This is a genomic window from [Clostridium] aminophilum (genome assembly GCF_900101295.1).
GTDB lineage: Bacteria > Bacillota > Clostridia > Lachnospirales > Lachnospiraceae > Clostridium_R > Clostridium_R aminophilum_A.
In genome coordinates this window covers 1-24,491 of sequence record NZ_FOIL01000042.1, presented here as the reverse complement: position 1 = coordinate 24,491, position 24,491 = coordinate 1, and the positions used below count along the sequence as shown (strand labels likewise).

At 46.8% G+C, this 24,491-nt stretch carries 21 protein-coding genes and 1 pseudogene; all 22 read right to left on the bottom strand.

The features are described from left to right. Window positions 1-1,225: amidohydrolase family protein (locus tag BMW41_RS10705; protein ID WP_143050858.1), on the bottom strand; the 1,225-nt coding region annotated here is incomplete at its 3' end. Between the two features lie 174 nt (window positions 1,226-1,399). Beyond that, window positions 1,400-2,593, bottom strand: coding sequence for a Mur ligase family protein (locus BMW41_RS10700; protein ID WP_074650078.1), 1,194 nt, complete (start codon window positions 2,591-2,593; stop codon window positions 1,400-1,402). Between the two features lie 5 nt (window positions 2,594-2,598). Next, the gene (locus tag BMW41_RS10695) at window positions 2,599-4,401 is read right to left on the bottom strand and encodes an MATE family efflux transporter (RefSeq protein ID WP_074650077.1); all 1,803 of its coding nucleotides are present in this window, start codon (window positions 4,399-4,401) and stop codon (window positions 2,599-2,601) included. A 132-nt stretch (window positions 4,402-4,533) separates the two neighbouring features. Then, on the bottom strand, window positions 4,534-4,854 hold the full coding sequence (locus BMW41_RS10690) for a BRO family protein (RefSeq protein ID WP_242870340.1): 321 nt from the start codon (window positions 4,852-4,854) through the stop codon (window positions 4,534-4,536). Beyond that, a complete protein-coding gene (locus BMW41_RS10685; RefSeq protein ID WP_074650079.1) occupies window positions 4,844-5,074 on the bottom strand; it encodes a helix-turn-helix domain-containing protein in 231 nt (76 codons plus the stop codon). Before BMW41_RS10685 ends, BMW41_RS10690 begins: the two co-directional genes overlap by 11 nt. A gap of 403 nt (window positions 5,075-5,477) precedes the next feature. Continuing rightward, window positions 5,478-7,076 carry an ORC-CDC6 family AAA ATPase gene (locus BMW41_RS10680; protein ID WP_074650076.1) on the bottom strand — a complete coding sequence of 533 codons (1,599 nt, stop codon included), beginning with the start codon at window positions 7,074-7,076 and terminating at the stop codon, window positions 5,478-5,480. After that, window positions 7,069-7,797, bottom strand: coding sequence for a hypothetical protein (locus BMW41_RS10675; protein WP_074650075.1), 729 nt, complete (start codon window positions 7,795-7,797; stop codon window positions 7,069-7,071). Before BMW41_RS10675 ends, BMW41_RS10680 begins: the two co-directional genes overlap by 8 nt. Before the next feature lie 252 nt (window positions 7,798-8,049). Continuing rightward, window positions 8,050-8,523, bottom strand: coding sequence for a winged helix-turn-helix transcriptional regulator (locus BMW41_RS15425; RefSeq protein WP_074650074.1), 474 nt, complete (start codon window positions 8,521-8,523; stop codon window positions 8,050-8,052). A gap of 310 nt (window positions 8,524-8,833) precedes the next feature. Beyond that, window positions 8,834-10,216 carry an AlbA family DNA-binding domain-containing protein gene (locus BMW41_RS10665; RefSeq protein WP_242870339.1) on the bottom strand — a complete coding sequence of 461 codons (1,383 nt, stop codon included), beginning with the start codon at window positions 10,214-10,216 and terminating at the stop codon, window positions 8,834-8,836. Between the two features lie 33 nt (window positions 10,217-10,249). Next, the gene (locus BMW41_RS10660; protein ID WP_074650072.1) at window positions 10,250-10,759 is read right to left on the bottom strand and encodes a GNAT family N-acetyltransferase; all 510 of its coding nucleotides are present in this window, start codon (window positions 10,757-10,759) and stop codon (window positions 10,250-10,252) included. Window positions 10,760-10,787: 28 nt separating this feature from the next. After that, on the bottom strand, window positions 10,788-10,976 hold the full coding sequence (locus BMW41_RS14190) for a hypothetical protein (protein ID WP_143050857.1): 189 nt from the start codon (window positions 10,974-10,976) through the stop codon (window positions 10,788-10,790). A 77-nt stretch (window positions 10,977-11,053) separates the two neighbouring features. Further along, window positions 11,054-11,443 carry a hypothetical protein gene (locus BMW41_RS14185; protein ID WP_143050856.1) on the bottom strand — a complete coding sequence of 130 codons (390 nt, stop codon included), beginning with the start codon at window positions 11,441-11,443 and terminating at the stop codon, window positions 11,054-11,056. Between the two features lie 132 nt (window positions 11,444-11,575). Further along, window positions 11,576-12,145: a DUF4868 domain-containing protein gene (locus BMW41_RS10650; RefSeq protein ID WP_074650071.1), complete on the bottom strand. Its 570-nt coding sequence runs from the start codon at window positions 12,143-12,145 to the stop codon at window positions 11,576-11,578. Window positions 12,146-12,151: 6 nt separating this feature from the next. After that, window positions 12,152-12,511: a hypothetical protein gene (locus BMW41_RS10645; RefSeq protein ID WP_074650070.1), complete on the bottom strand. Its 360-nt coding sequence runs from the start codon at window positions 12,509-12,511 to the stop codon at window positions 12,152-12,154. Then, on the bottom strand, window positions 12,508-13,125 hold the full coding sequence (locus tag BMW41_RS10640) for a hypothetical protein (protein WP_074650069.1): 618 nt from the start codon (window positions 13,123-13,125) through the stop codon (window positions 12,508-12,510). The genes BMW41_RS10645 and BMW41_RS10640 overlap by 4 nt, the downstream gene beginning before the upstream one ends. Beyond that, window positions 13,122-13,563: pseudogene (locus BMW41_RS15345) on the bottom strand (very short patch repair endonuclease). The gene BMW41_RS10640 and the pseudogene BMW41_RS15345 overlap by 4 nt, the downstream one beginning before the upstream one ends. Window positions 13,564-13,853: 290 nt before the next feature. Further along, a complete protein-coding gene (guaA, locus tag BMW41_RS10630; protein ID WP_074650068.1) occupies window positions 13,854-15,395 on the bottom strand; it encodes a glutamine-hydrolyzing GMP synthase in 1,542 nt (513 codons plus the stop codon). A gap of 188 nt (window positions 15,396-15,583) precedes the next feature. Next, window positions 15,584-18,409 (bottom strand): excinuclease ABC subunit UvrA, encoded by a 2,826-nt coding sequence (gene uvrA, locus BMW41_RS10625; protein ID WP_074650067.1) that lies wholly within the window; start codon window positions 18,407-18,409, stop codon window positions 15,584-15,586. A gap of 276 nt (window positions 18,410-18,685) precedes the next feature. Further along, window positions 18,686-19,990: a Na+/H+ antiporter NhaC family protein gene (locus BMW41_RS10620; protein ID WP_074650066.1), complete on the bottom strand. Its 1,305-nt coding sequence runs from the start codon at window positions 19,988-19,990 to the stop codon at window positions 18,686-18,688. Between the two features lie 49 nt (window positions 19,991-20,039). Beyond that, entirely contained in the window at window positions 20,040-20,957 is a 918-nt protein-coding gene (metA, locus tag BMW41_RS10615; RefSeq protein WP_074650065.1) for a homoserine O-acetyltransferase MetA, read from the bottom strand. Window positions 20,958-21,112: 155 nt separating this feature from the next. Next, on the bottom strand, window positions 21,113-23,101 hold the full coding sequence (ligA, locus tag BMW41_RS10610; protein WP_074650064.1) for an NAD-dependent DNA ligase LigA: 1,989 nt from the start codon (window positions 23,099-23,101) through the stop codon (window positions 21,113-21,115). Further along, complete coding sequence (locus BMW41_RS15210; protein WP_074650063.1) at window positions 23,058-24,224, bottom strand: pseudouridine synthase; 1,167 nt, start codon at window positions 24,222-24,224, stop codon at window positions 23,058-23,060. Before BMW41_RS15210 ends, ligA begins: the two co-directional genes overlap by 44 nt. Window positions 24,225-24,491 lie beyond the last annotated feature (267 nt).

The following is a 24,491-nucleotide window of genomic DNA, read 5'->3' as shown; positions in this document are numbered from 1 at the left end:
TATGAGCAATCGTCTTCCGGACATGATCGTAATCTACAGCCCTCAATACCGACAGCGCTCTCTGAACCGCCCCATCGCCGATGGCGTGAATATGGATGTAAAATCCCTCCTTCGCCGCCATGACGGCTGCCTTTTTCATATCGGAAAAAGAGATCATCTCACTTCCGAAATTCTGCGGCTCATCCGCATACGGTTCGAAGAGAAGCGCCGTATGTTCTTCGATTGTGCCGTCCGCAATCATTTTCAGGGTATTCGGATGTACATGTTCCGTCGAATAAAACTCTCTCTGATGCTTCATCAGCTTCAGGACCTCGGCGGCTTTTATCCCGTCCTCCCCGCGGTATCCAAAGCTGGTACAGATGTGAAGGCACAGCGCACCCTCTTTATCCAGTTCCGACAGTTGAGAAAGAACGGCATCATCCTCCGAATCCACCGACATGGCGTCAAAGGCGGCGGTATATCCGTAGGAGGCATACTCCCGGCACAGTTCCTTCAGAACGATTTTTACATCGGATTTCGTCTCCTTCATCAGGGCTTTGCATAGCATCATGGCGGGGATTTCGATTACGAGTCCGGTGGGATTTCCGTCCTCATCCCGGACAAAATAACTGTGTTCCCCCGGGTCTTTCGTATCCGAATCGATTCCCAGTTTTTCCATTGCTCTGCGGTTCAGAAGAAGCGCGTGACCGTCGTCACTGAAGACCACCACTTCCCGGTCGTCGATCACCCGATCGATATCATCTGCGGAAAATGTGCCCTGCGTCAGGTCCATTCCCATCGCCCGGAGGATGCCTTTCCCGGCATTTCCCGACGATTTTTCCTCTCCCGACACATCCTCACATCCCGCCGGTTCCTCACATCCCGCCGGTTTCTCACACTCCGGTCCGTGGCCGGTTTCCTCCCTGTCCTCTCCCTGCTCTCTGAGAAGCGAAAGCAGCACATCACCCAATTCCTCCGGTTTGGTCTTGGGATCAATGTTGTACAGATTGAGAATATTTTTTTCCACCCCTGCCAGTATATGACAGTGTGAATCCACCAGCCCGGGTATGACGCATTGTCCCTGAAGATCCACGATATGCGGACAATCTGTCGCAATGTCATTTGCGCCTGCCGCAATGAATTTTCCATTCCGAATCACAAATGCCTCTGCCTCCGGCATCTCCGGATCCGAAGTGTAGATCCGACCATTGATATAAGCAGTTTCCTCTCCGCTCCATCTTCTCAACTGGTTTTCCCCCTTTTGTGAAGAATTCTGATCTATGATACCGTTTCAACGAGTCAGAATACGCTTCGCTCCTCTCGCGGCAGTCGACAGGATCCCCTGCCCGTGCGGATTTCGCCTTGTTCCCAGCGCAATAACACGCGTCTCATAAAAACATACTTCTCTTACTCCATGTATTCATTCTTCCCAGAACTCTTTCGTGTATTTTTCCGCGGCAAGAAGCTTATTGAGCCTCAACATGCCGCAATAGCCGACAATCGCGAGTACCGGCTGCTTTGCCGTCTGAAGCAGATGGACCGCCTGCTCATCGGACAGGATTTCCACCGATGAATGACCGGTGAAGTTTTTCCGGATGATCCGATCCAGATCTTCCGCGCAGTCTCCCAAAACACAGATCCTTTCAGCACGTCCGATGTTCCGGCAGGTCTCCGGATCCAAATCTTCCAGCCAGAGAAAATCCGGCGGATATTCATAGCACATAAAAAGTGTACATCCCGAAAGAGGCTCTGAAAGTTCCGCACAGATTCTCTCCAGAGCAATCTGATTCTTGGCAAGCACAACCCTGATCTCGGAATTCGGAAGCGCGATCCGGTCGAAGCGGCCAAACGGCAGCTTATAATCCCGGAAACAGTCAAAACTCTCCGGAAACAGCTGTTCCACGGCATACAATGCAGCTGCCGCTGCTACCACATTTTCCAGATTGTATTTCATCGGGAGATCAACCGTCATCTCATGGAAACTGCCATCGATTTCCACCGTGTGCTCCGATGCAAGACGGTACGGAATCCGTCTTGTTCCATGATATGCCTCCGAAAAATCTTCGTAGAAATTCATGTCCCGGTTCAGACACAGCGTGCAGTCCGTCAGTGTCGAAATTGCCCGGATGATCTCTTTCGCGGTATGCTCCGCACTGATCAGACGCTCCACCTGGTCTTTATACAGGTTTGTGAGCACCAGAACCTCCGGTTTCAGCACGGTTGCCATCGGAAGCAGAAACAGTTCATCACATTCCACCACCGCAAAATCGTAATCCAGTTTTCCTTCAGAATCACAGTGAAGTCCGAATGCGGTCGCAATACCCTCGGTTTTATTCGCGCCCTCCCGATTGGAAAAGACCCGGAATCCCCTCGCCCGGAGCATATGAACGATCATGCTGGTCGTCGTGGTTTTCCCGTTTGTTCCGCCGACCATGATCGTCCGAACGTCTCCGCTCACTCTCTGAAGAAAATCCGGACAATGATTCAGAATGTATTCTCCGGGCAGTACGGTTCCGCCGCACCCGGCCTCATTTTGATTTTTGCGAATCTCCTTCGCCCTTCGGATAATGTCAGGCAGTCTTTCCGCCGTTTTGTCCGGAACCTGATTCAGCATGGCTGTCAATGTCTCCTTCCCTGATGTTTATCTGTACAGATATGAATCGTCAGAACATTCAACCCCAGAATATTCTGATATTCAATATCCTCTGCGATTTTATACACAAGACGGATTCCCGCCCCCTTCACGAGATCCGCCGGATCAAGAATCTCCGATCGCTCCGCCGGATCAAAAGGAACGCAGTCATCCTTGATTCGCAGAATCACCTCGTCATTCTTATGAACCACCCGGATATCCACCGAATGCTTCTTCCGGTCCTTCGAAAAACCGTGTTCTACAACATTTGACGCCATTTCTTCCAAAAACAGTCCGGAAAAAAATGAAATTCTGCGGTCGATTCCTCGGCTGCGGCAGAATTCGATCACCTGCTGCGAGACCATGGTTACCTCGTCGATGCTGCGCACGGAAATATCCATCCGGGCATCTTCCGGGGCCCCGAAATCATCCGGGATCACCATGAGCTGCTCCAGATCTTTCGGAAATGCTTTGCGCATCACCCAGGAATAGAGCACGATCACCATGGCACAGACAACGCCGTTGAGTGGATAGGCCCAGTATACGCCGCGCATTCCCAGCGGCCGGATCAGGACCGCCGCGAAAAATGCCACACAGGCAACGCCTTCCAGCAATGCGAGAAGATGGCTCAGTCCATCTTTACCGGAGGTCTGCGCATAACCGGAAAACTGCATGCGGAAAACGCTCAACGGAAGAAGCAGGGGCAGAATACGAAACCCCGCAGCGGTCATCTCAAAGACCGGATCGGAGGGATCACGGTAAAAAAGTCTGGTCAGCGGTATGGCGAACACAATCATAAGCGCCGCGATGACCGAAATCGCCGGAATACAGCGGAACAGTCCCACCCGCATGACATCCGCCAACGTTTTCCGGTCTTCCTCACCGATGCTGACGCTCATCAGCATACGTGCTACCTGTATCATGCCGAACGGAATGATTCCGACCGCCAGCATCACCGCCTGAGTTGCCGCGAACGCGGACAGACCGGCTGAGCCGACATACATGACAATAAGGGCGTTCAGGATGAATCCGAGCACTGCCTGATATCCTTCGATCACCGAACCGGAAAAGCCGGTTTTCATGATCCGCCATAGATCACGAAGCTTGAATTCCGAAAACAACAGCTTAAAAAGAGTTTTCCCCCCAACATAAGGCTTAAGCTCGATCATCAGGAAGATCCACATGCCGATGGAGGGCGCAAGTCCCAGGCCGAATTCTCCCATCCGGTATACCACCACAAACAGATAATTCAGCACCAGGCTGACGGACAGAAACGCCACGCTGGCAGCGCTTGTGTACTTCGTCTTGTTTTCCAGTGACAGGAACGCCGTCAGCTGCTGTCCCATAACCGTCGGAAAAATGCCGACGGCAACGCCGAGAATATACCGGCCCAACGATTTTTGTACATCAGCATCCGGCGTCAGAATCCTGCTCCAGCCGAAATGAACTGCCATCGAAAGAACAAGGATTGCTGCAGCGGAGAACACCGTTGTTATCAGAACATCCATGGAAAAAATCTTCCTGGCTTCTGCCATCGCATTTCTTCCCATGGCTTTTCCGCCAAGGATCTGAGAACCGATAACAAACATCAGGCTGACCGCGATAACAGACGTATCGAAAGGATCATACAATCCCAGAGCGCTCATCGCCTCTCTTCCGATGTAATTGCTGGCGAATATGCTCGAAATGATCTCATTGATCGACGATAGAACGATCAGCAGAATCTGATATGGAAGCAGGCGAAAAAACTGCCTGGACAGAAGCCGATAATCGGAACGATTGTGATTCATTTGTTTATTCCTCCCATTATACTCTCGTTTATTTCCTGATCATATATAAGGAATGATTATTATCATTCTCCGAATTTCGTGAGTATTCTGGGACATTTTCCATCACCTGTCCGGCGATAGGCCAGCCACATTTTAAACGGCTCCGCTTTTTTTCGAAGGAATAGATTGAATCAAGCGAAGCAATTGTTCTGTGTTTGCCACATCAGTATTATATCGTTTTCCATCCTTCGGAGATCTCATTTTCAGTTGGTGACAATTTGTCACCAACTGACTGCCCTCATCTTTAAGCCTATTTTTCAATACTTTCCAATTATTCCTTGCACCATCAATATCAGGTTGTTCAGTCAGTATTCCAACCACATCCACAATTGAAAAATACCATTCTTCCTCATCCTCAACCCATGCCGTCCTGATCGGCTGATCTTCAAATAACTGAACTTTATCATTTGCCATCTGCATGTTTCCCCCTTATCGGTTCTTCGTCTTTTATTTGCCCATTTTCCTCAAGCAGCATAATATACGCCATCATTCTGACCAAATATTCCGGAGGGGCGCTTATTCCCTGTTCCCACTGCTGAAGAGTTCTTACGGGAATTCCAAATTTAGCGGAAAATTTACTTTGTGATAATCCCGTTTTCTTTCGTAACTGCTTTATTTTTTCTGAAATATCCATATCATCGTCTCCAAAAACATCTTTATACTTTAACAAAGTACAAATCAACTCATGTACGTTGTCAACGTATATATTTCTCTCGTTGGGTACAAAAATATTTTCCCAAAATAAAACTGCAGGCAACCACAAGGATTACCTGCAATCTATTAACATTATCTGTACAAGATGAACAATATAACACAGATGTATTATTCGTACTCGATACCGGCAGAGCGTTACTTAACGTATATCAGTTAAGTTTTGTGCGCTTTTAGCCAGCTTTTTCTCTCAGTTATACTGTGTCTCTTCCCTTTCTGATCTTCTGTTGCCAATACATTATCTATTCCTTTGACAATTGTTCACTGCCTTACTTCTGTTAATCGTTACACTAATTGTAATGTACTCCTTCCATCATATCTCATATTTATCCTAATAGATATTCGCAGACAGCAGCAATTCCTGCATTCCTAATTGTTCTGGCTCGCACATCTGCAATATATTTTGCCGTTTTCAAACGATCTTCAGGGGCAGAGATCAACTCACCAATTGTGTTGATTGATATTTCATGCATTTTCTGTTTCTGCCAGTCTGTTAAATCCAGTAGGTCAATGTTCTTTCTTAAGTGCTCCTTAAGGACATCTGTTTCGGTACCTATAACGCACCCTTGTATTTTTTTGAATACTGCCTGATTCGCCCCATATTCGCTCATCCTCCGAATATCAGCTTGTCTAATGATTGACAGTCCCGTCGCTGTAGGAGAAGCTTCAAATGCAAGAAGACATCCGATATTAACCATGTATCTTGTACCAACTTCACTTCTTGTGGCTCTTATTCCTGCAGCATCTTCATAGACCAATCCAGAGTACTCCAAGATTCTGAATGCTTCTTTTACCTCGTGTGGTGCACTATTGTGAACCCAAAAATAAAAAGTTGTTCCTTTACCATTACCATTTAACAAATAGTCATCGTTTTTTGTCTTTAATTCAGGGATAACATTTGTTTCCAGAAAATCTCTTCCCCAATCAATAAATCTCTTATATCCAGGAAAGCGGTCTGAAAGTTTAGTATGCTCCGCCCACTGTTTTTCACGATAATACTCTCTAAAAACTTGGTTGACCGACTTTGAATCCATTCTTTCAGCCATGGCTATACTATTTAACAAGTAACGTGGATTTCCAGATGCTGCATATGCTAATAATGTAAAGTTTTGTCCATTTTTAGAAAGACGTGTTGCCAAGCTACTATCTCTCACTTGCCGCAATACCATTTCTTTCATATTAGCAATGTAATTAGGATCATTAACATTTCTGACCAAATCAATCCGAACAGCGTCATGGATTGGTTCAAACGTTTCCCCATATACCGTTACACCCGGATATACTGCTGCATTGCATTTAATAAATGGAGAACGTAAATCTCTAAATAATGTAAAAAACTCGCGCTGCTGTTGCGGAAGAAAAACGTGTGCAGCTTCATCAATAAATAGAACTATGCGTAAGATATTTAATTCCTCACACAAGTCTTGAACTGCATCGAGAAAATCATCTAAAGTAGGAAGGTTAGTAATGTCGATAGTTTTCCCTGGCGTTCTCCAAGAGTCTTCAAATTCTTTTACAAGATAATCGGTCTTGCTTAATTCTGATGCAGTTTCACCAGATAAAACCCCAAGTCCAGAAGCAATTGGCGTAATTGTTCCAGTTTTTCTTAAAGTTCTTAATAATTCTGAACATATTCTTGCAAGCATCCAATATTGAAATTGATCTGGAGTTGAAGTTTTGACCAACGATGCTTTACGAAAAGTTAGTGAGACAGGAAGAATTCTTAGTCTCTCAAAATCGTTTAGCAGCTGTATTTCACATACCTTAAACAGAAAAGACTTACCAACACCTCTACTTCCAACTAATAGTACTGGTGAGGGTGCCTTTAATTTGTCAATAACTGCCTGTTCATAATCAGAAGAAACAAAGAAGTCGGATATTTGCTCTTTTGTTAATTCTTCTGTACGAATTACAAATTCATTCATCTCTGAAGTCTCCTCTGTTATATAATAATTGGATTTCAGGAAGCATCCCGATATTGTCAAAAATCAGAGGTTCTAATTTTCTTAGAATTTCTGGATTGTTCAGTGTCTCTCGGAATCTAATAAATAACGCCATACATATTACATACTTAATGCTTCTAAAGCACTTAATAAATTGGTCCGTCATTTTTTCATTATATGTTATATAATCAGGTAACATGGCAAGTCTCACATAATTACCATGAACAAATTCCGAACATTCTCTATATATATCCTTCGCAATTACTAACAATTCCATACTTCTTATTTCATCGATATCATTTGCATAAGTCTGAATAAACTGAACACTAAAAATACCGTTTTCGCGATCCATCATCTGCGTCCATGACATATCAATTTTACCAGCTTTCCATAAACGATATTTATAATCATTTGTTGACAACATCACCGCAAACAGTGTATGTTCTAAGAATTGCCGAAGTGTCGTTATAGCTTCTTTATAAAATCCTTGTGCGCACAGGTATATAGAATTTATACATTCAGTTTGAGCTTCTTTTATTAGTATATATTCAGAAAAATCGCCACAGCACGATAACCACATATTAAAATCATTAGCGAAGGAGATGCATTTATTTAGATCATCCATTTTACCAGAAGTGTATAAGCTCTCAATATTCTCTTTTAATTTTCCATTTATTTCTAACAGTAGCTCATAATTTGTCATCTTCTCCTCCACTGAAATTGAAAAAATGCCTTTAAGACCTTCTAGTAGACGTTTTCCTTTGAAACTACACTGTCAAGGCACTCATTTTTCTCAAATAAACCATATGTATTTCTACGATTTCACAGCGTACTAATGCACGATACCGACAGCTCATTACTTAATTTATTTCAGTTAATATCTGTAGTAAGATTTTCAAACAACTATACTATTCTCTTTCTGAGCTTATGTTGACAAAATGGCGCCAGATAAATTCTATCTCACGTTCCAGTAATCGGTCTTATTAGAGCCGATACGGTTGATCAGACCCTTTCCTTTGAGAGAGGCAAGAACGCGGGTGATTGTACGCTGGGATTTTCCTGTTTTTTTAATCAATTCCGCATTGGTCATCCCTGGCTCTTCCCGTAAGCAGCTCAGTACAGCCTGTTCCAGGTCACTTATATGGTCATTTATCCGGCCATTTTCATGGCCAGATAATGGCGACTTATTCCGATCTATCCTTGAAAACTCGATCTTGAAGTCCGTGTCGGTGTTTTCATATTTGATTTCGACCCCTGCCGTATTGCAAAGCGAATAGATTTTCCGAATACCGGAGCCAAAGGTCTCAACATCCTTACACAGATAGAGTACCCGCGCGATCGTTTCATTTCGTAGGAAGGAATGGATATCGCGGCTTACTAAATGAAGTAGACGGAGCTTACACGACCAAAGACTGCCTCTACGTCTCACGCGACACCAATATCTATGAATGCAAGATAGATGTTTTAGGCTATAAGAAATTCTTTCGGTTATATTACTTCGTCGATAAGTCTCAATGGAAGCTGGGGTTTGATTGAATGATCAAGCCCCGGCGTTTTTTCAATACTAACTATCCGATTTTCTCAGTCTCATTTTAATCTCATGCTAGTCTCATTTTCATTTGAGACTACTATGAGACTATAATATAAAACACCCCATTTTTACGCCTTTTTCTCTTTTTCCAGTCTCATGTAGTCTCATTTTTACTTGAGACTGCGTGAGACTAAGATGAGACTAACTATTATAATTTCCACAAAGACTCATTTTTATCATAGACAGCACCAGTGATTTTCTTTATCTTCGCATAATCTCTAAATACCGTAGATCTTGAAATATCAAACTCAGCCATAACCTGCTCTACTGTCAAATGCTTATTTTCACATATAAGGTTGTAAATGGCCTGTTCTCTTTCTGACAATTTTCTTTGATCACTTGCTTCCTTAGCAGCTTCTTTATTTAACGGAATTGTAATCTTAAAAACATCATCTTCAAACAGTTCAGGTTTTCCGCCATCTGAAAAAATTGGTGTATACTTATACAGGTTGATTACACCAGAACCAATCGTGTCAGTTCTACCTATATTAGCAAAGAATCTCTGAATAACTGGATTTTTAGGATACGGCTGAAACTCATCCTTCATTATGTTTCCATGTCTTCTTGGAATACACCAATTTTCAGTTTTAAGCCAATCCTTCTCAATAATAACCTTTGCCGGATAAGCACTGGAATAATCTCTATGAACAAGAATATTACCAATTACCTCTCTCGAAATCAGATCTCTTACGCTTGTATTTACATTATTAATCAAATGAAATTTATCTGACGTATGTTTAGCAACAAACTCCATCAAAATCTCATAAGCTTCTATAAGATTGGTTGTAACCTGCAATCTGTCATCGTACCTCTCCATATTTTCAACCCTGTAAAGAGCATCCGTTACATATCCAGGACAACACGAGTTTATAACGTCATCCTTCCCCAGCAACAGAACAGCCGCAAGATTATAACCTTCCAGCCCTGAAGAAAAATCTTTTTCCCATAGCCCTGCACTTTTAAGCATGTCCTTATCAGATAGTTCGAGCCACGGATGATCCGTTTTCTTGCTTTTTGCCAAATTTCTGACTTTTTCAAGTAGATCCACTCTTAAATCATCCATTGTGACATATGGAAAAATCTTCCTTTCAGCATACGTATTACTTTTCCTGTTGTACAAGTTCTGTAACTGGATAGGCGAATCAGTAATGTCCATGTCACCGTCTTCATTTCGATCATAAATCCTGTTTCCGCATTTTTCAACCGTAGATGTAGGAGGAACATATACCCATAACAGCGTCATCCCATCATATTCAATTTCTTCAATTGACAAATACAATGTTGGTAACATTTTAGCAGGGTTATTAAGCTGATTAACAAAATTTTTCTTCATGTCCTTTATCAGCTTTTTATTAATGCCTATCGGTTTGCCCCCATCTTCAACGCCCATGATAATATAACCGCCATATCTGTTAGAAAAAGAACATACAGTTTCATATACATCATCATGTATTCCATTTTGACAGGCTTTATACTCTACTGTTATTTTCTCATCTTTTCCAAGCAACTCTTTCATTTTTTCTATTGTCACTAATTTATCAACTCCTTCCTAATGGATTACGTATTATTTATCTCGTTTTATATATTTCTCAAATCTGAAAAACAAATCCTTACCATCATCCCCATTAGGAGCATCGGGATCCATATGCTTCGGATTATAAAACTCCACTGCCGAGAAACCGCAGCAATTGATATAAAAATGAAGATTTCGAACATCGAAATACGGTGTACAGGTCTCCCAAAGTATAACTTCCGGATGCATTACCTCAATTGAATTCCAAATCTGCTGTCCGATACCTTTGCTCTGGATTCCGCTCTTAACATATAAAAAATCCAAATGACCATGAGAACCGTTTATAACGACAATAGCTCCGCCTAAAAACTTCCCATCGACTACCGCCTTATATACAATTGAACCCTTTGCATTAAGCGATCTGTCTATATGTGATTCAGGAAGGATCTCCTCATCCAAATCCTCTTCCCATGCAGCAGCTCCTAATTGAAATGCCTCCTGCATATCATGTTTGAATACGGACAAATCCTTATTTTCAATTTTATTCAATTCAAAACCCATATAATACTTACCTTATCATCTATTACAGTTAGGCTATCCAATAAGTTCCATCCGGTGCTTGATGTATCGATCCGATTTCATCAGAGATAATATTTCCGTCAAAATCTCTTATAATCACCTTGTAGTAAAGCCTGTAACTATCAGTAGCACAGTCTTTCTCATCATCCCATCCTTCTTCAATCCATTCCTCTGATATGATTTCATCCTCCGTCATCATAAGAACCGCTTCATGATCCCTAAGCGTTAATGAAAGTTTTTCGGGATAATAACAGCAAAACTTGTCACCATCATGGCTTATAACATGCACCTTTCTCCGATTATTGTAAGATTATACAGATTTACTTCATCCATACCAAACTCTGCAACGGCTTTAAGCATAGTTTCAGGAAAATATTTATACAACGTTACTTTCTTTAATCCATAATCGGCCTGAAGAAAATAGTAAAATCCGTCTGTATATACCGACTTACCATAAATTACATCCCTTTTCTTTTCAAAAGGCATATAGACATTTCCGTTGTCAAAATCATAGAACTTTATAACAGAACCCTGATAGCCGCCACGCTCTGCATATTCTATAAGATCATATAAATCTTCAGTATCAGACATAGCATAAGCAAGCCTATCCTGACCGACTATTTTCTCGATGTAAAGTCCGTTGACTTCGTTGAATTGTTTAATCACGCAGCAAACTCCTAACGCAGTAATCCACAATCTACTTCAATAATTATCTTCCCAATACTCGTAAGCATCATCCCAGTCATCAAAATCATCTCTCTAAATTTAAGAACCATATACTATCAAAAAATCATAAATTTATTCTTCGTCCAAAATAGATTTGCTTGAACTATCATATTCCTGTCCCGTCAGTTCAGATCTTACAATATCATCATTTAGCATCTTAACAAATGCCAATGCATCTTTCTGAGATGTAATAACAATATGATTATCTTCGAATTTCAGCATTGTTTTATATCTTGCATGATTCTGTAATTTGTTTAACAGATCATTCTTTTCCATCTTCAATACAGGCGAATTCTTTGCTTTCAAAAGTTTTTTTGAGTTGGTTAGTCTTTTATGATTTTCCAAAGCTGTAATCTTTTCTAATCCGATAACAATATCCATTTCACTTAAAATCTCTATTGTTTTCTGTGCGCCTACTCGTATAAATTTTTCAAACCCAAAAAATTTCTGCATTAAATCAATTTTTGCTGTAAAAACATTATTTGAAAAAATAACAATATCGGCTCTCGAATCAATTTGAACAATATCATTATCTAACTCATCATATGTATCTCTGACAAAAAATGCTAGAATATGCTTACTTCTGTCTATTCTTGCGACAGAATAAGTATGCTGGTAAATCCAAAAATATTCATCATTCAAATTTACCTAAAAAAATAATCCAGCTAAATATCTCCTATCACGCTCTGAATAGTATTCTTGACATTCCATAGCTCCCTCTAAAAATGAAAAGGGATTATAATCATCTGTAAGCTCAATTTCATATATGGCCTTTTTATTATCAGCAATATTTTCCGACATCTCAAATTCAGCGTCTTCAGAAAGATACAGGTTATTCACTGTCTCAGCTAATCTATTCTTAGTTCCAACCAATAACTTATCTGTTGATCTTAATTTTTTGATTTTTAGTTCTTCCTCTTCCCGAAGAAAAGTAAATATTTCAATTCCATAGTCATTGACCCCGTACATAATATTTCTGATGGATGTCTGTAATTCTTCTCCTGTCATCTGTTCATCTCCTTCAAATATAAAACATTTCCATCAATCTTTTTATACTCAACACTACCTATGCTATCCCCCAAATGTCCTCTGACTACGCATAAGCATTTTTTATTTTCAAACTCTTGATTATGTAAAAAATGAATTTCATATACGTTATACCCAAGCATTGCCAAAACCGGATTGGCATAATACAAGTGTGTCCTACTCAGTAAAGAACACATCATAATGACAATGATAAAAAAAGTTAAAGCTCCTTGCATTGTTTCCACATCATCAATCAAAAGAGGGATAATCATCGTCAAAAAGAAGTTCAAACTTGCATCTTCTTTTTCTTCATACGATGCCAACTGATAACCCATTCGTCTATCTGTCCATTTAAAAGCAATAAACGAAACGAACGAAAATCCTGCCGCTATAATCCATGCAAAGCATAAAATAAATACGACTATAAGTACAGTATTCAAATTGATGAATTCTCCTATATACGTCTGATTCGCTGTATGTTTTTCTGGTAAATCAAATTTAAAATTTCTAACAATTGTCAAAAATGCTAATGGGCTCAGAGATTGCAGCATAAGACTGTGTTTTAATTTTATATTCGTTATCCCCTTCCTCTTCATAGTTCATCCCCACATTTTATTTCAAAAATCGTCTCTTCTATCACCTGTACGCACTCATCAATATGCTTCTTTATGTCATTCCCCCAAAAACGAATGACCGTCCATCCCATGAAGAAAAGCTTTTTATTTATTTCAATATCCCGTTCCCGGTTTCTTGATATCTTATTTATCCAAAATTCACTATTATTACTTTTCTCAAGCCTTGGTTTCAGTACTTCCCAATCCTTGCCATGAAAGAACTCCCCCATCACAAAATATAGCAATTTTGTATTTTGTGATTGCAATGTCTGGCTTACCAGGAAGTGCCTTATAGTTTTTCCTATATCTATACCCTTTTTCCCAGAGGGCTTTTCGAAGCAGCATCTCTATCTTCGTATCCTTTGACCTGATACGCTGCATATTCTTTCTACGCTGCTCAACAGTTAATACATCAGCCATAAACAGACTCCGTCACGTATTATCGGTTCTTTTAAACGTACTTTTTTTGATGTAATCGGCAATTGACGGATTATCTTTCTTCATTCCCAACAATATTTGATGATATTTAATAACACGTTTTTCCAAGGAATTTATCCGTCTTGCATCAAATATCACCCTGTAAAATATTCGTTTTTTGCATAACTATATTTTACACTATCAGCCGGGCTCTTTGGAGCCCGGCTGAATTCTTTTTACAGGAAAAGGGCCGACGCACTAACTTGAGTTAGTGCGCCAGCCCCTTCTGTGGATTATTCAAATTCGATCGTTGCCGGCGGCTTATCCGTACAATCATACAGTACGCGGTTAACGCCCTTCACCTCGTTAACCACTCTGGTGGCAACACGGGAGAGAACCGGCCACGGGATCTCCGCTGCCTCCGCTGTCATGAAGTCGGACGTGCAGACTGCGCGAAGCGCGATCGCGTAATCATAGGTTCTTCCGTCACCCATAACGCCGACGCTTCTCATGTTGGTCAGAGCGGCAAAATACTGGCCAAGGCCCTTCACGCCTGCCTTCTCCACCTCTTCGCGGTAGATCGCATCTGCCTCCTGAACGATGCGGACCTTCTCTGCGGTTACCGCCCCGATGATTCTGACGCCGAGACCCGGGCCCGGGAACGGCTGACGATATACCAGATAATCCGGAATACCAAGTTCCTTGCCCAGTGCGCGAACCTCATCCTTGAACAGCATGCGAAGCGGCTCGATGATCTCCTTGAAATCCACGTGTTCCGGCAGACCGCCAACATTGTGGTGAGACTTGATGGTTGCGCTGTGGCCAAGACCGGACTCGATCACATCCGGGTAAATGGTTCCCTGCACGAAATAGTCCACGGTACCGATCTTCTTCGCCTCTTCCTCAAAGACGCGGATAAACTCCTCGCCGATGATATGGCGCTTCTTCTCCGGATCCTCCACGCCCTCAAGTTTCTTATAGAAACGCTCCTGCGCATTGACGCGGATGAAGTTCAGCTTATACGGCCCATTCGGTCCGAAAACAGCCTCCACCTGATCGCCCTCATCCTTGCGGAGAAGTCCATGATCAACAAAAACGCAGGTCAGCTGCTCACCGATGGCCTGAGCCATCAGGACGCCCGCAACAGAAGAGTCTACGCCGCCGGAAAGAGCAAGAAGAGCCTTGCCGTTTCCGATCTTGTTCCGGATCTCCTCGATGGTGCGCTCCTTGAAATCGGACATCTGCCAGCTGTCACCGCAGCCACAGATCTTGTGAACAAAGTTGGACAGGATCTTCTGTCCTTCCTCGGTATGATTAACTTCCGGATGCGCCTGGATGCCGTAGAACTTCTTCTCCGGATTCTCCATGGCCGCAACCGGGCAGACATCGGTGTGCGCGGTTACGCGGAAACCTTCCGGAACCTTTGCCACATAATCGGTATGGCTCATCCATACGATGGAATCTTTCTTTACGCCGTCAAACAGCATGGAATCCTCTGCATCGACGATCATTTCGGTCTTGCCGTACTCACTGGTCGGAGCCGTCTCAACAACGCCGCCGAGAAGGTGGGATGTCAGCTGGTGGCCGTAGCAGATGCCGAGTGTCGGAATGCCGAGCTCAAAAATCTCCTTCGGGCACTTCGGAGACTCCTCTTTATAAACACTGTTCGGACCTCCGGTGAAAATGATGCCCTTCGGGTTCATTTCCCTGATTTTCTCAAGTGACAGTGTATTCGGATGAACTTCGCAGTACACATGGCACTCTCTTACTCTTCTGGCAATCAGCTGATTATACTGACCGCCGAAGTCCATAACAATGATCATTTCTTTTTCCACGGTTATTCCTCCTGATAATTCCTGCGTGACGCACGAACGTACATTATCCTGCCAAATATCGCGGCAGTCGCCATAGTCTCATACCATCACGGGCTCTGACTCGTTGCTCGCGTAAATAGACTCATCATATTATATGTTAGACTTCCGTAATTGGCAAGCAGGTGTTCAAACAGGTGACCGGTACCGGGTTACAGATACCGCTTCACATACTCGCCGGTATAGGACTTCTTCACCTTTGCCACCTCTTCCGGCGTTCCCTGCGCGATCACGGTGCCGCCGTGGTCTCCGCCGTCCGGTCCCATATCGATGATGTAATCCGCCGTCTTGATGACATCCAGGTTGTGTTCGATGACGATCACGGTGTTGCCGCGGTCGCTGAGCTCATGCAGGATATCCACCAGCTTGTGGACATCGGCAAAATGGAGTCCCGTCGTCGGCTCGTCCAGAATGTAAATGGTCTTTCCGGTTCCCCGCCGCGCCAGCTCCGTCGCCAGCTTAATCCGCTGTGCCTCACCGCCGGACAGCTCCGTCGACGGCTGTCCGAGGCGGATATATCCGAGTCCGACATCGTAGAGCGTCTTCACCTTGTTGTAAATCTTTGTGACATTCTTGAAATAATCCAGCGATTCCTCCACCGTCATATTCAGCACGTCATAAATATTCTTCCCCTTATAGCGCACTTCCAGCGTCTCGCGGTTATATCGCTTTCCTCCGCACACTTCACACGGAACGTAGATGTCCGGCAGGAAGTGCATCTCAATCTTCACGATACCGTCGCCGGCGCAGGCCTCGCACCGTCCGCCCTTTTTGTTAAAACTGAAGCGGCCCTTGTCATATCCTCTCTCCTTCGCGTCACTGGAGGCCGCAAAGAGATCACGGATCAGATCAAACGCGCCGGTGTAAGTCGCCGGGTTGGATCGCGGCGTCCTTCCGATCGGGGACTGATCGATGGCGATCACTTTATCCAGCTGGTCAATGCCGTCGATCGAGTCAAACTCGCCCGGAATGGTTCTTGCCCGGTTCAGCTGTCTCGAGAGTGACTTCAGAAGAATCTCATTGACCAGAGAGCTCTTGCCCGAACCGGACACGCCGGTCACACAGGTCATCACACCGGTCGGGAAGGAGACGTCTATATTCTTCAGATTATGCTCTCTCGCGCCGTGAACCGTAACCCATCCGGTGGGCTCTCTCCGTTTTTTCGGAACCGGAATGAACTTCCGTCCGCTCAGATAATCTCCGGTGATGGACTTCGGACAGTCGATCACATCCTGCACGGAACCGGCCGCCACCACTTCTCCGCCGTGTTCGCCGGCCCCCGGGCCGATATCCACCAGAAAATCCGCCGCCCGCATGGTATCTTCATCGTGTTCAACCACAATGACGGTGTTGCCGAGATCCCGAAGATGCCGGAGGGTTCCGAGAAGCTTGTCATTGTCCTTCTGATGAAGACCGATGGACGGCTCATCCAGAATATACGCCACTCCCACCAGTCCGGAACCGATCTGTGTCGCCAGACGGATTCGCTGCGCTTCGCCGCCGGACAGCGTTCCGGTGGAGCGCCCCAGCGAAAGATAATCCAGACCGACATCGATCAGAAACGAGATGCGGGAGCGGACTTCCTTCAGAATCGGCGCGCCGATCTGCCGCTGCATCGGCGTCAGTTCCAGTGAGTCGACAAAGTCACGGAACTTATCGCAGGAGAGCTGTGTCGCCTCATAGATATTCTTGCCGCCGACGGTAACCGCCAGAGCCCCCTTCTTCAGTCGCCGTCCGCCGCAGGCTTTGCACGGGGTGATGCGCATGAAGGTCTCCATCTCCGCTTTCCCGGCCTCGCCGACATATTCGCGGTAACGGCGCTCGGAGGTTCGGATCAGTCCCTCATATTCCACTTCATAGGTTCCCTCACCAGTTCTTCCCTTGTAGTGATAGCGGACTTTCTCGCCGTTCGTTCCGTACATCAGGATGTCATGGATTTTTTTCGGATAATCCCGGAACGGCGTATCGAGACTGAACTTGTATTTCTCCGCAACGGCGGAAATGATTGCACCGGTCCAGCTCTTCGGATCCATAACCGACTGCCATCCCGGGACGGCAATCGCGCCCTGATTGATGGACAGCGACTTGTCCGGAATCATCAGATCCTCGTCAAATTCCATCTTGTATCCGAGACCGACGCAGTCCGGGCAGGCGCCGAAAGGATTGTTGAAGGAAAAGCTGCGCGGCTCGATCTCCTCGATGCTGATCCCGCAGTCCGGACACGAGAAATTCTGACTCATGGTCAGCGGCTCGCCGCCCGTCACATCCACGATCATCAGTCCGTCCGAGAGCTTCATGACCGTGTCGATGGAATCCGAAAGACGTTTTTCGATTCCCTCCTTCACGATCAGACGATCCACCACGATCTCGATATCATGTTTGATATTCTTGTCCAGCTCGATGGTCTCGCTCAGATCATAGAGATTTCCGTCCACGCGGACACGGACGTATCCGCTCTTCTTCGCCTGATCGAGCACCTTCTCATGCCGTCCTTTTCTTCCACGCACGATGGGTGCCAGAAGCTGAATCTTCGTTCGCTCCGGAAGCGCCATGATCTGATCCGCCATCTCATCCACGGTCTGCCGCCGGATCTCTCGGCCGCATTTCGGGCAGTGCGGGATCCCGACCCGCGCGTAAAGAAGACGGAGATAGTCATAAATCTCCGTGACCGTTCCCACGGTGGAACGCGGATTGTGGTTGGTGGACTTCTGGTCAATGGAGATGGCCGGCGGAAGTCCCTCGATGCTCTCCACATCCGGTTTTTCCATCTGTCCGAGAAACTGTCTCGCATACGATGACAGGGACTCCATATAGCGTCTCTGACCTTCCGCATAGATCGTGTCGAAAGCAAGCGACGACTTTCCGCTTCCCGAAAGACCGGTCAGCACCACCAGTTCGTCTCTCGGAATATCCAGGGAAATATCCTTCAGATTATGTGCCTTTGCACCGCGGATCTTAATATATTTTCTTTCTGACATATACGCCTCTCTCCTGTCTATATCAAAGCATCGGGACTCTTTCTGATCTTGCTCCCATCATATCACAGAGACCGTGCCGCACGTCTCCGCAGGTATCCGGCTCTCTGAGATCAGCCGTCATATGCGTCAGTCTGCGCGGTTCCCGACGCCAAACTCCCCTCATGGGAATTTCGGCGCCGTTCTTGCGATCAATTAGACTGACTTCTTCCCGGCTTCGGGCTCATGGACTTTACAGCAAACGGCACAGCCCCCATCGGTGACTGTGCCGTTATGATACTACAGATTATTTCTTTTTGCAAACATTTGTTCTGTTAGCTGCCAGGCAGGAACAAGAATGAGATAGACCGCAAAGGCCATTCCAAGCGGCGGCGCCCCCACTACCTGAAGCGGGATCGCGCCGGCGATCGACCACGGGATCAGCTCCGCCATCAGAACGGCGGTATTTTCCAGCCATATCGCAAACTTCTGCCGGTCCGGCTGCAGATGCGAACAGAGCTGATGTGTCAGAATGGTCGCCAGCGTCTGATTGCACGCAATCATCGACGAAAAGATGCTCACAAGCCAGGTCGCGCCAAAGGGCGTGAGTTTTCCCGCGAGACCTCCGATCTTATCCTTGATGCCGTCCAAAAGTCCCGTTCCGTCAAAAATTCCGGAATACGAGGAGGACAATCCAACGATCAGAACCGCGCTCATCATGGAGACAACGCCTCCGCCGTCGATCAGTTTCGCGAGATCCGGATTCTCCGCATGGTATCCGAGCACCGCGATTTTCGCCGCCTCCAACGGCGAAATGTGCTGCAGAACCACCGCAATCACAAAAGAGACTGCCGCCGTCACCGCCAGAACCCGTTTCGTCCCCAGTCGGAATACCGACAGAATCAGAACCAGAACCGCCGGAAAAACCGCTGCCGGATGAATCACAAAACCGTTCTCGAAGACCGCGGTCACATTCATCATTTCCCCGGTTCCGCCGTCCAGCTGTCCCAGAATAAAATAGATCACAACGGTCAGCACAAACGGGACCGCCGCGCTCTTCATCATCAGACCGATATTCTTATAGAGATCGGTCTTTGTGAGTTCCGCAACCAGATTCGCGCTGGACGAGACCGGTGAAGCCCGGTCACCAAACATGATGCCGGACAGCATTGCTCCGCCTAAAAGCACCGGCGAAATCCCCATGGCGATTCCCATCGTCACGCTGATAACGCCCATGGTCGCCGCGGAACCGAAGCTGGTGCCCGTCATAAAGGAGACCAGACAATTCAGCAGAAATGCGATCGGCAGAAAAATTTCCGGAACGATCACCCCCGACGCATAACAGATAATGGCCGGGATCGTTCCCGCCGCCCGCCAGAGACCGGTCACCATGCCGATCACCACAAAGACGATCAGGATATTTTTTACGGTAAGAACGCCCTTAACGGACATCTTTACCACTTCGGCCACGGAAAACCCTCTGGACACGCCGTAAATCACAAAGATTCCGTACCCGATCATCAGCGCGTAAATCGTCTTTACCCCGGCCGCCACACAGGCGATCAGGGTGGCGGCAAACGCGCCGATCGTTATCAAACTTGCCATATTATGTCCTCTAAGCCCCAGCAAAAGGGCCTGTCTGCTGTCTCTCCGGTCAGTTGATCGCGTCAAGCAGGTAAGGTGTTACCTGATATACGTAGTAGTTGAGCCAGTTGGAATAGAACGTATTGGCCATATTTCTCCATTTCAGGATCGGTTTGGAGAAGGGATCATCGTGCTCAAAATAGTTCACCGGAATGGACGGATTCATGCCCTTCTTCAGATCGCGGTGATACTCGTTGGAGAGCGTCATGCGGTCATATTCCGGATGTCCCTGAATAAAGATCTGTCTTCCGTCCCTGCGCATCACAATGCCGACGCCCGCCTCCTTCGACTCCGCAAGGATCATCAGATCCGGATGTTTCAGGATGTCTTCCCGGTGCACCTCGGTATTGCGGGAATGCGGCATGTAGAAATAATCGTCCAGACTGCGCACCAGCGGAATCTTGCGGTTCAGCACTTCATGCTCATACACGCCGGAAAGCTTGGTTTCCCGCTGATATTTCGGGATTCCGTAGTGATAATAGAGACCGGCCTGGCATCCCCAGCAGATATGTAGCGTCGATGTGACATTGTGCTTCGACCACTCCATGATCTCCTTGAGTTCATCCCAGTAATTGATGTCCTCAAACTCCATATTCTCCACCGGTGCTCCGGTAATGATCAGTCCGTCATACTTGTGCTGTCTTGCCTCATCAAAATAAATATAGAATTTATTCAGATGGGTATAAGACGTGTGCGTGGAGCGGTGAGTCTGAAGCATCAGGAAATTGACATTGACCTGCAGAGGGGTGTTGGAAAGAGCGCGCAAAAGCTGCGTCTCCGTGTCCTCTTTGATCGGCATCAGGTTGAGGATCAGAATCTCCAGCGGTCGGATTTCCTGACTGACCGCTCTGGTCTCGTCCATGATGAATATGTTTTCCGCTTCCAGGATTGATTTCGCCGGAAGATCGTTCTGTACTCGAATCGGCATGTCTATACTTCCCTTCTACTGCTTTCTGTCCTTGTGTTTCTGTCTGATCTCTGACTGTGCACGCCGGCTGCGCCCCGTATGCCGCCGCATCATCCGCGGCCGTCTGCGAAGTCCGTAACCTTTATCGTTTCAGAAAATCCTGTCGCCTTCGCCCCTTAAACCTGCATTCCCATCCGCTCCATGAACTCCTCCTCCGACAGAATCGGAATGCCGAGTTCCTTCGCTTTTTTGTTCTTGGATGAAGTCGATGCCGTGTCATTGTTGACCAAAATCGTGGTCTTGCCGGTCACACTGCCGGTCACCTTGCCGCCCCGCTTCTCGATCTCCTCCTGCAGGAGCTTGCGGTTGGAAAAATGTTCCAGCGATCCGGTAATGACCACCGTCTCCCCGGCAAGCGCTTCGGGATTCACATCGTCTCCCGGCGCCGCCTCGCTCTCGATGGTCAGTTCCGAAAGGAGCTCATCGATCTTGCGATTATGCTCTTCGTCCGCAAAATACACCGTCCATGCATCAGCCAGCACTTCCCCGATTCCGTCGACTTCCATCAGACGTTCCTTCGATGCGGTCCGCATCGCATGGAAATCGTCTCCGAAATGCCGGCAGAGCATCTTCGCGTTCGCAAGACCGATTCCCGCAACGCCCAGTCCGTATACCACGCGGTACAGCTGCGTATGACGGGCGGTATTTACGGCCGCTTCCAGATTCTCGTAGGATTTTTCACCGAAACCTTCCATCTGGATGATCTCATCGCGATGATTCTTCAGACGGAACATATCCCGATACTCGTGAATACAGCCTGCGGCGATGAGTTTTTCCAGCGTCGCCTCCGACAGGCCGCCGATATTCAGAGCGTCTCTGCTCACAAAGAGAGAAAAACTCTTGATTTTTTTTGCCGGACACTCGCTGTTGGTGCACCAGAGTGTGGATGCGGTTCCGTCCTGACGGATCTCCGTCTTTCCGCCGCAGACCGGACACTTCTCCGGGATGTTCTTCACTCCGCTTCTTGTCTTGTTCTCCGCAATCTGAGGGATGATCATATTGGCCTTGAAGACGGTGACCGTATCCCCCTCACCGAGTTCCAGCTCCTCCATAATGCTGATGTTGTGGACGCTGGCGCGGCTGACGGTCGTTCCCTCCAGCTGAACCGGATCAAACACCGCCACCGGGTTGATCAGACCGGTTCGGGACGGGCTCCACTCAATATAGCGGATCTTCGTCTCCTCCGTCTCATCCTTCCATTTGAATGCGATGGCATTGCGCGGCGCTTTCGCCGTTCTTCCGAGAGAATCTCCGTAGGCGATATCATCGTAGAGGAGAACCAGACCGTCCGACGGAACATCATTGGTCTCCACCATCTCCGCATATTTCCGGACGGTCTCCGGGACCGTCTCCCCGGTTACCGCCTCATAGTGCACGACTTCAAATCCCTGATCTTTCAGCCATTCGAACTGTCTTTCCCTGGAATTTGCAAAGTCCACGTCCTCCGCTTTGACCAGACTGAACGCATAAAAACGTACGCTGCGCTGCGCCGTGATCCGGCTGTCCTGCTGCCGGACGGAACCGCTGCAGAGGTTCCGCGGATTCTTGTATCTGGCATCCGCATCGCCAATAGCCGCGTTGATTTTCTCAAAATCCGAATACAGGATGACCGCCTCACCGCGCAGGATCAGCTGTCCCCGGTACGGAATGGTCAGCGGCACATTGACAAATGTCTTCGCATTTCCGGTGATCAGCTCCCCGATTTCTCCGTTTCCCCGGGTCACCGCCCGGGAAAGCCGGCCGTCCTCATAGGTCAGAACCACCGTGAGTCCATCCATTTTCCAGGAAAGGAGTGCCCTGTGCTCCCCCGCAAAGGCGGCGAGTTCCGCCACATCCTTGGTCTTGGCCAGAGAAAGCATCGGTTTTTCATGGCGCACTTTCGGCAGTTCACTGACCACCTCATAGCCCACATTCTGTGTCGGACTGTTGGCGAAGACAATGCCGGTCTTCTGCTCGAGTTCCGTCAGCTCGTCATAGAGCTTATCGTACTCGAAGTTGGTCATAATCTCATTGCCGTCCGCGTAATATGCCTTTCCAGCCTCGTTCAGAATCCGGATCAGTTCACGAATTCTCTTCGTCTCCTCGATTCTTTCTGCGTCTGCCATCCTCGTCTCCTGTTCTCCGGGTAATTGTAATCTTATGAGACGTGCTGAAATGCACATCCTTTCCGCCGTTTCGCTTTCCGGCCGTTTTCTCCGCCGGCTTTGCGGAAAAAGCGCTGTTTTTGCTGCGGTAAACCACATTGCCGCTGCTTCCGGACCGGAAGACCTTCGCGCCGTCCCGGCCGCTGTTTCTTCGAACTTCCTCCTCGCGATCATTTCGGCCGAAATTCCGCTCGCCCCGCGCAAACCGTTCCCTCTCCTCGCGCGCCGCGCGTCTTGCGTGTCCGCTCTCTCCGAGTCCTCCGGAGGCATCCTCGTCACCGTATTTCTCGATATCGGCATACATCATCTGCATTTCCTTATCGCTGGCCTCATCACGGGAATCGAGAAGCTTCATCAGCTCCTCCAGCTCCTCGCCGGCAACCTCGCGATACTCACCCTTTTCCAGATCGCCAAGGCGGATATTCATAATGCGGATGCGCTTGAGAGCACGAACATGGTATCCCAACTGCTCGCACATCCGTCGGATCTGACGGTTCAGTCCCTGGGTCAGAACAATGCGGAATGAACGGGTTCCTGTCTTGGTCACTTTACAGGGTCTGGTGGTCGTCTCCAGTTCCGGGATATAGACGCCTGCGCGCATCCCGCGCAGAAATGTCTCATCAATCGGGCGGTTGACGGTGCAGACATACTCTTTCTCATGCATGAATCTGGCACGGAGAATCCGGTTCACCAGATCCCCTTCGTTGGTCATCAGGATCAGACCGTCACTCTCCTTGTCCAGTCGGCCGATCGGATAGATGCGAATCGGATAATGCAGAAAATCCACGATATTCTGCACATGCACATCGCCGTGATCATCATCTTTCGTCGAGCAGATGATGCCTCTCGGCTTGTTCACCGCCAGAAGAACCGATCTCTCCTTTTTTCCCGCAATATCCTTTCCGTTCACCGCAACCGTCTGACCGTTCCGGACCCGGGTTCCCAGTGTCGCCGGCTCCCCGTCCACGGTAACCGCGCCCTCGTCGATCAGCTTGTCCGCATCCCGCCGGGAACAGTATCCGACTGCACTCAGGTATTTATTCAGGCGCATTCCCTGCGCATCCATATCCATCTCTTTTGTCATGTCACACCTCACCGTGATATCCCATCACTATGCTTTCTTTCAATGAAATACACTAAAATATACTATTCTGCATTATATCATCTTTTGATGGAGAATCCACTGAATCTTACATTTGTCAAAGGGAAATGTGCTTTACCCCTTCCGGGAAAGGACGGAGCATTTTCCGGAAAGAACAAGGAACGCAGAATCATTTGTCATGAATTTTCCTTACAGCGGCGTGCGCATCCTCGCGGAGCGTTTTTAGTTCATAGGGAATTTCGGAGAAAT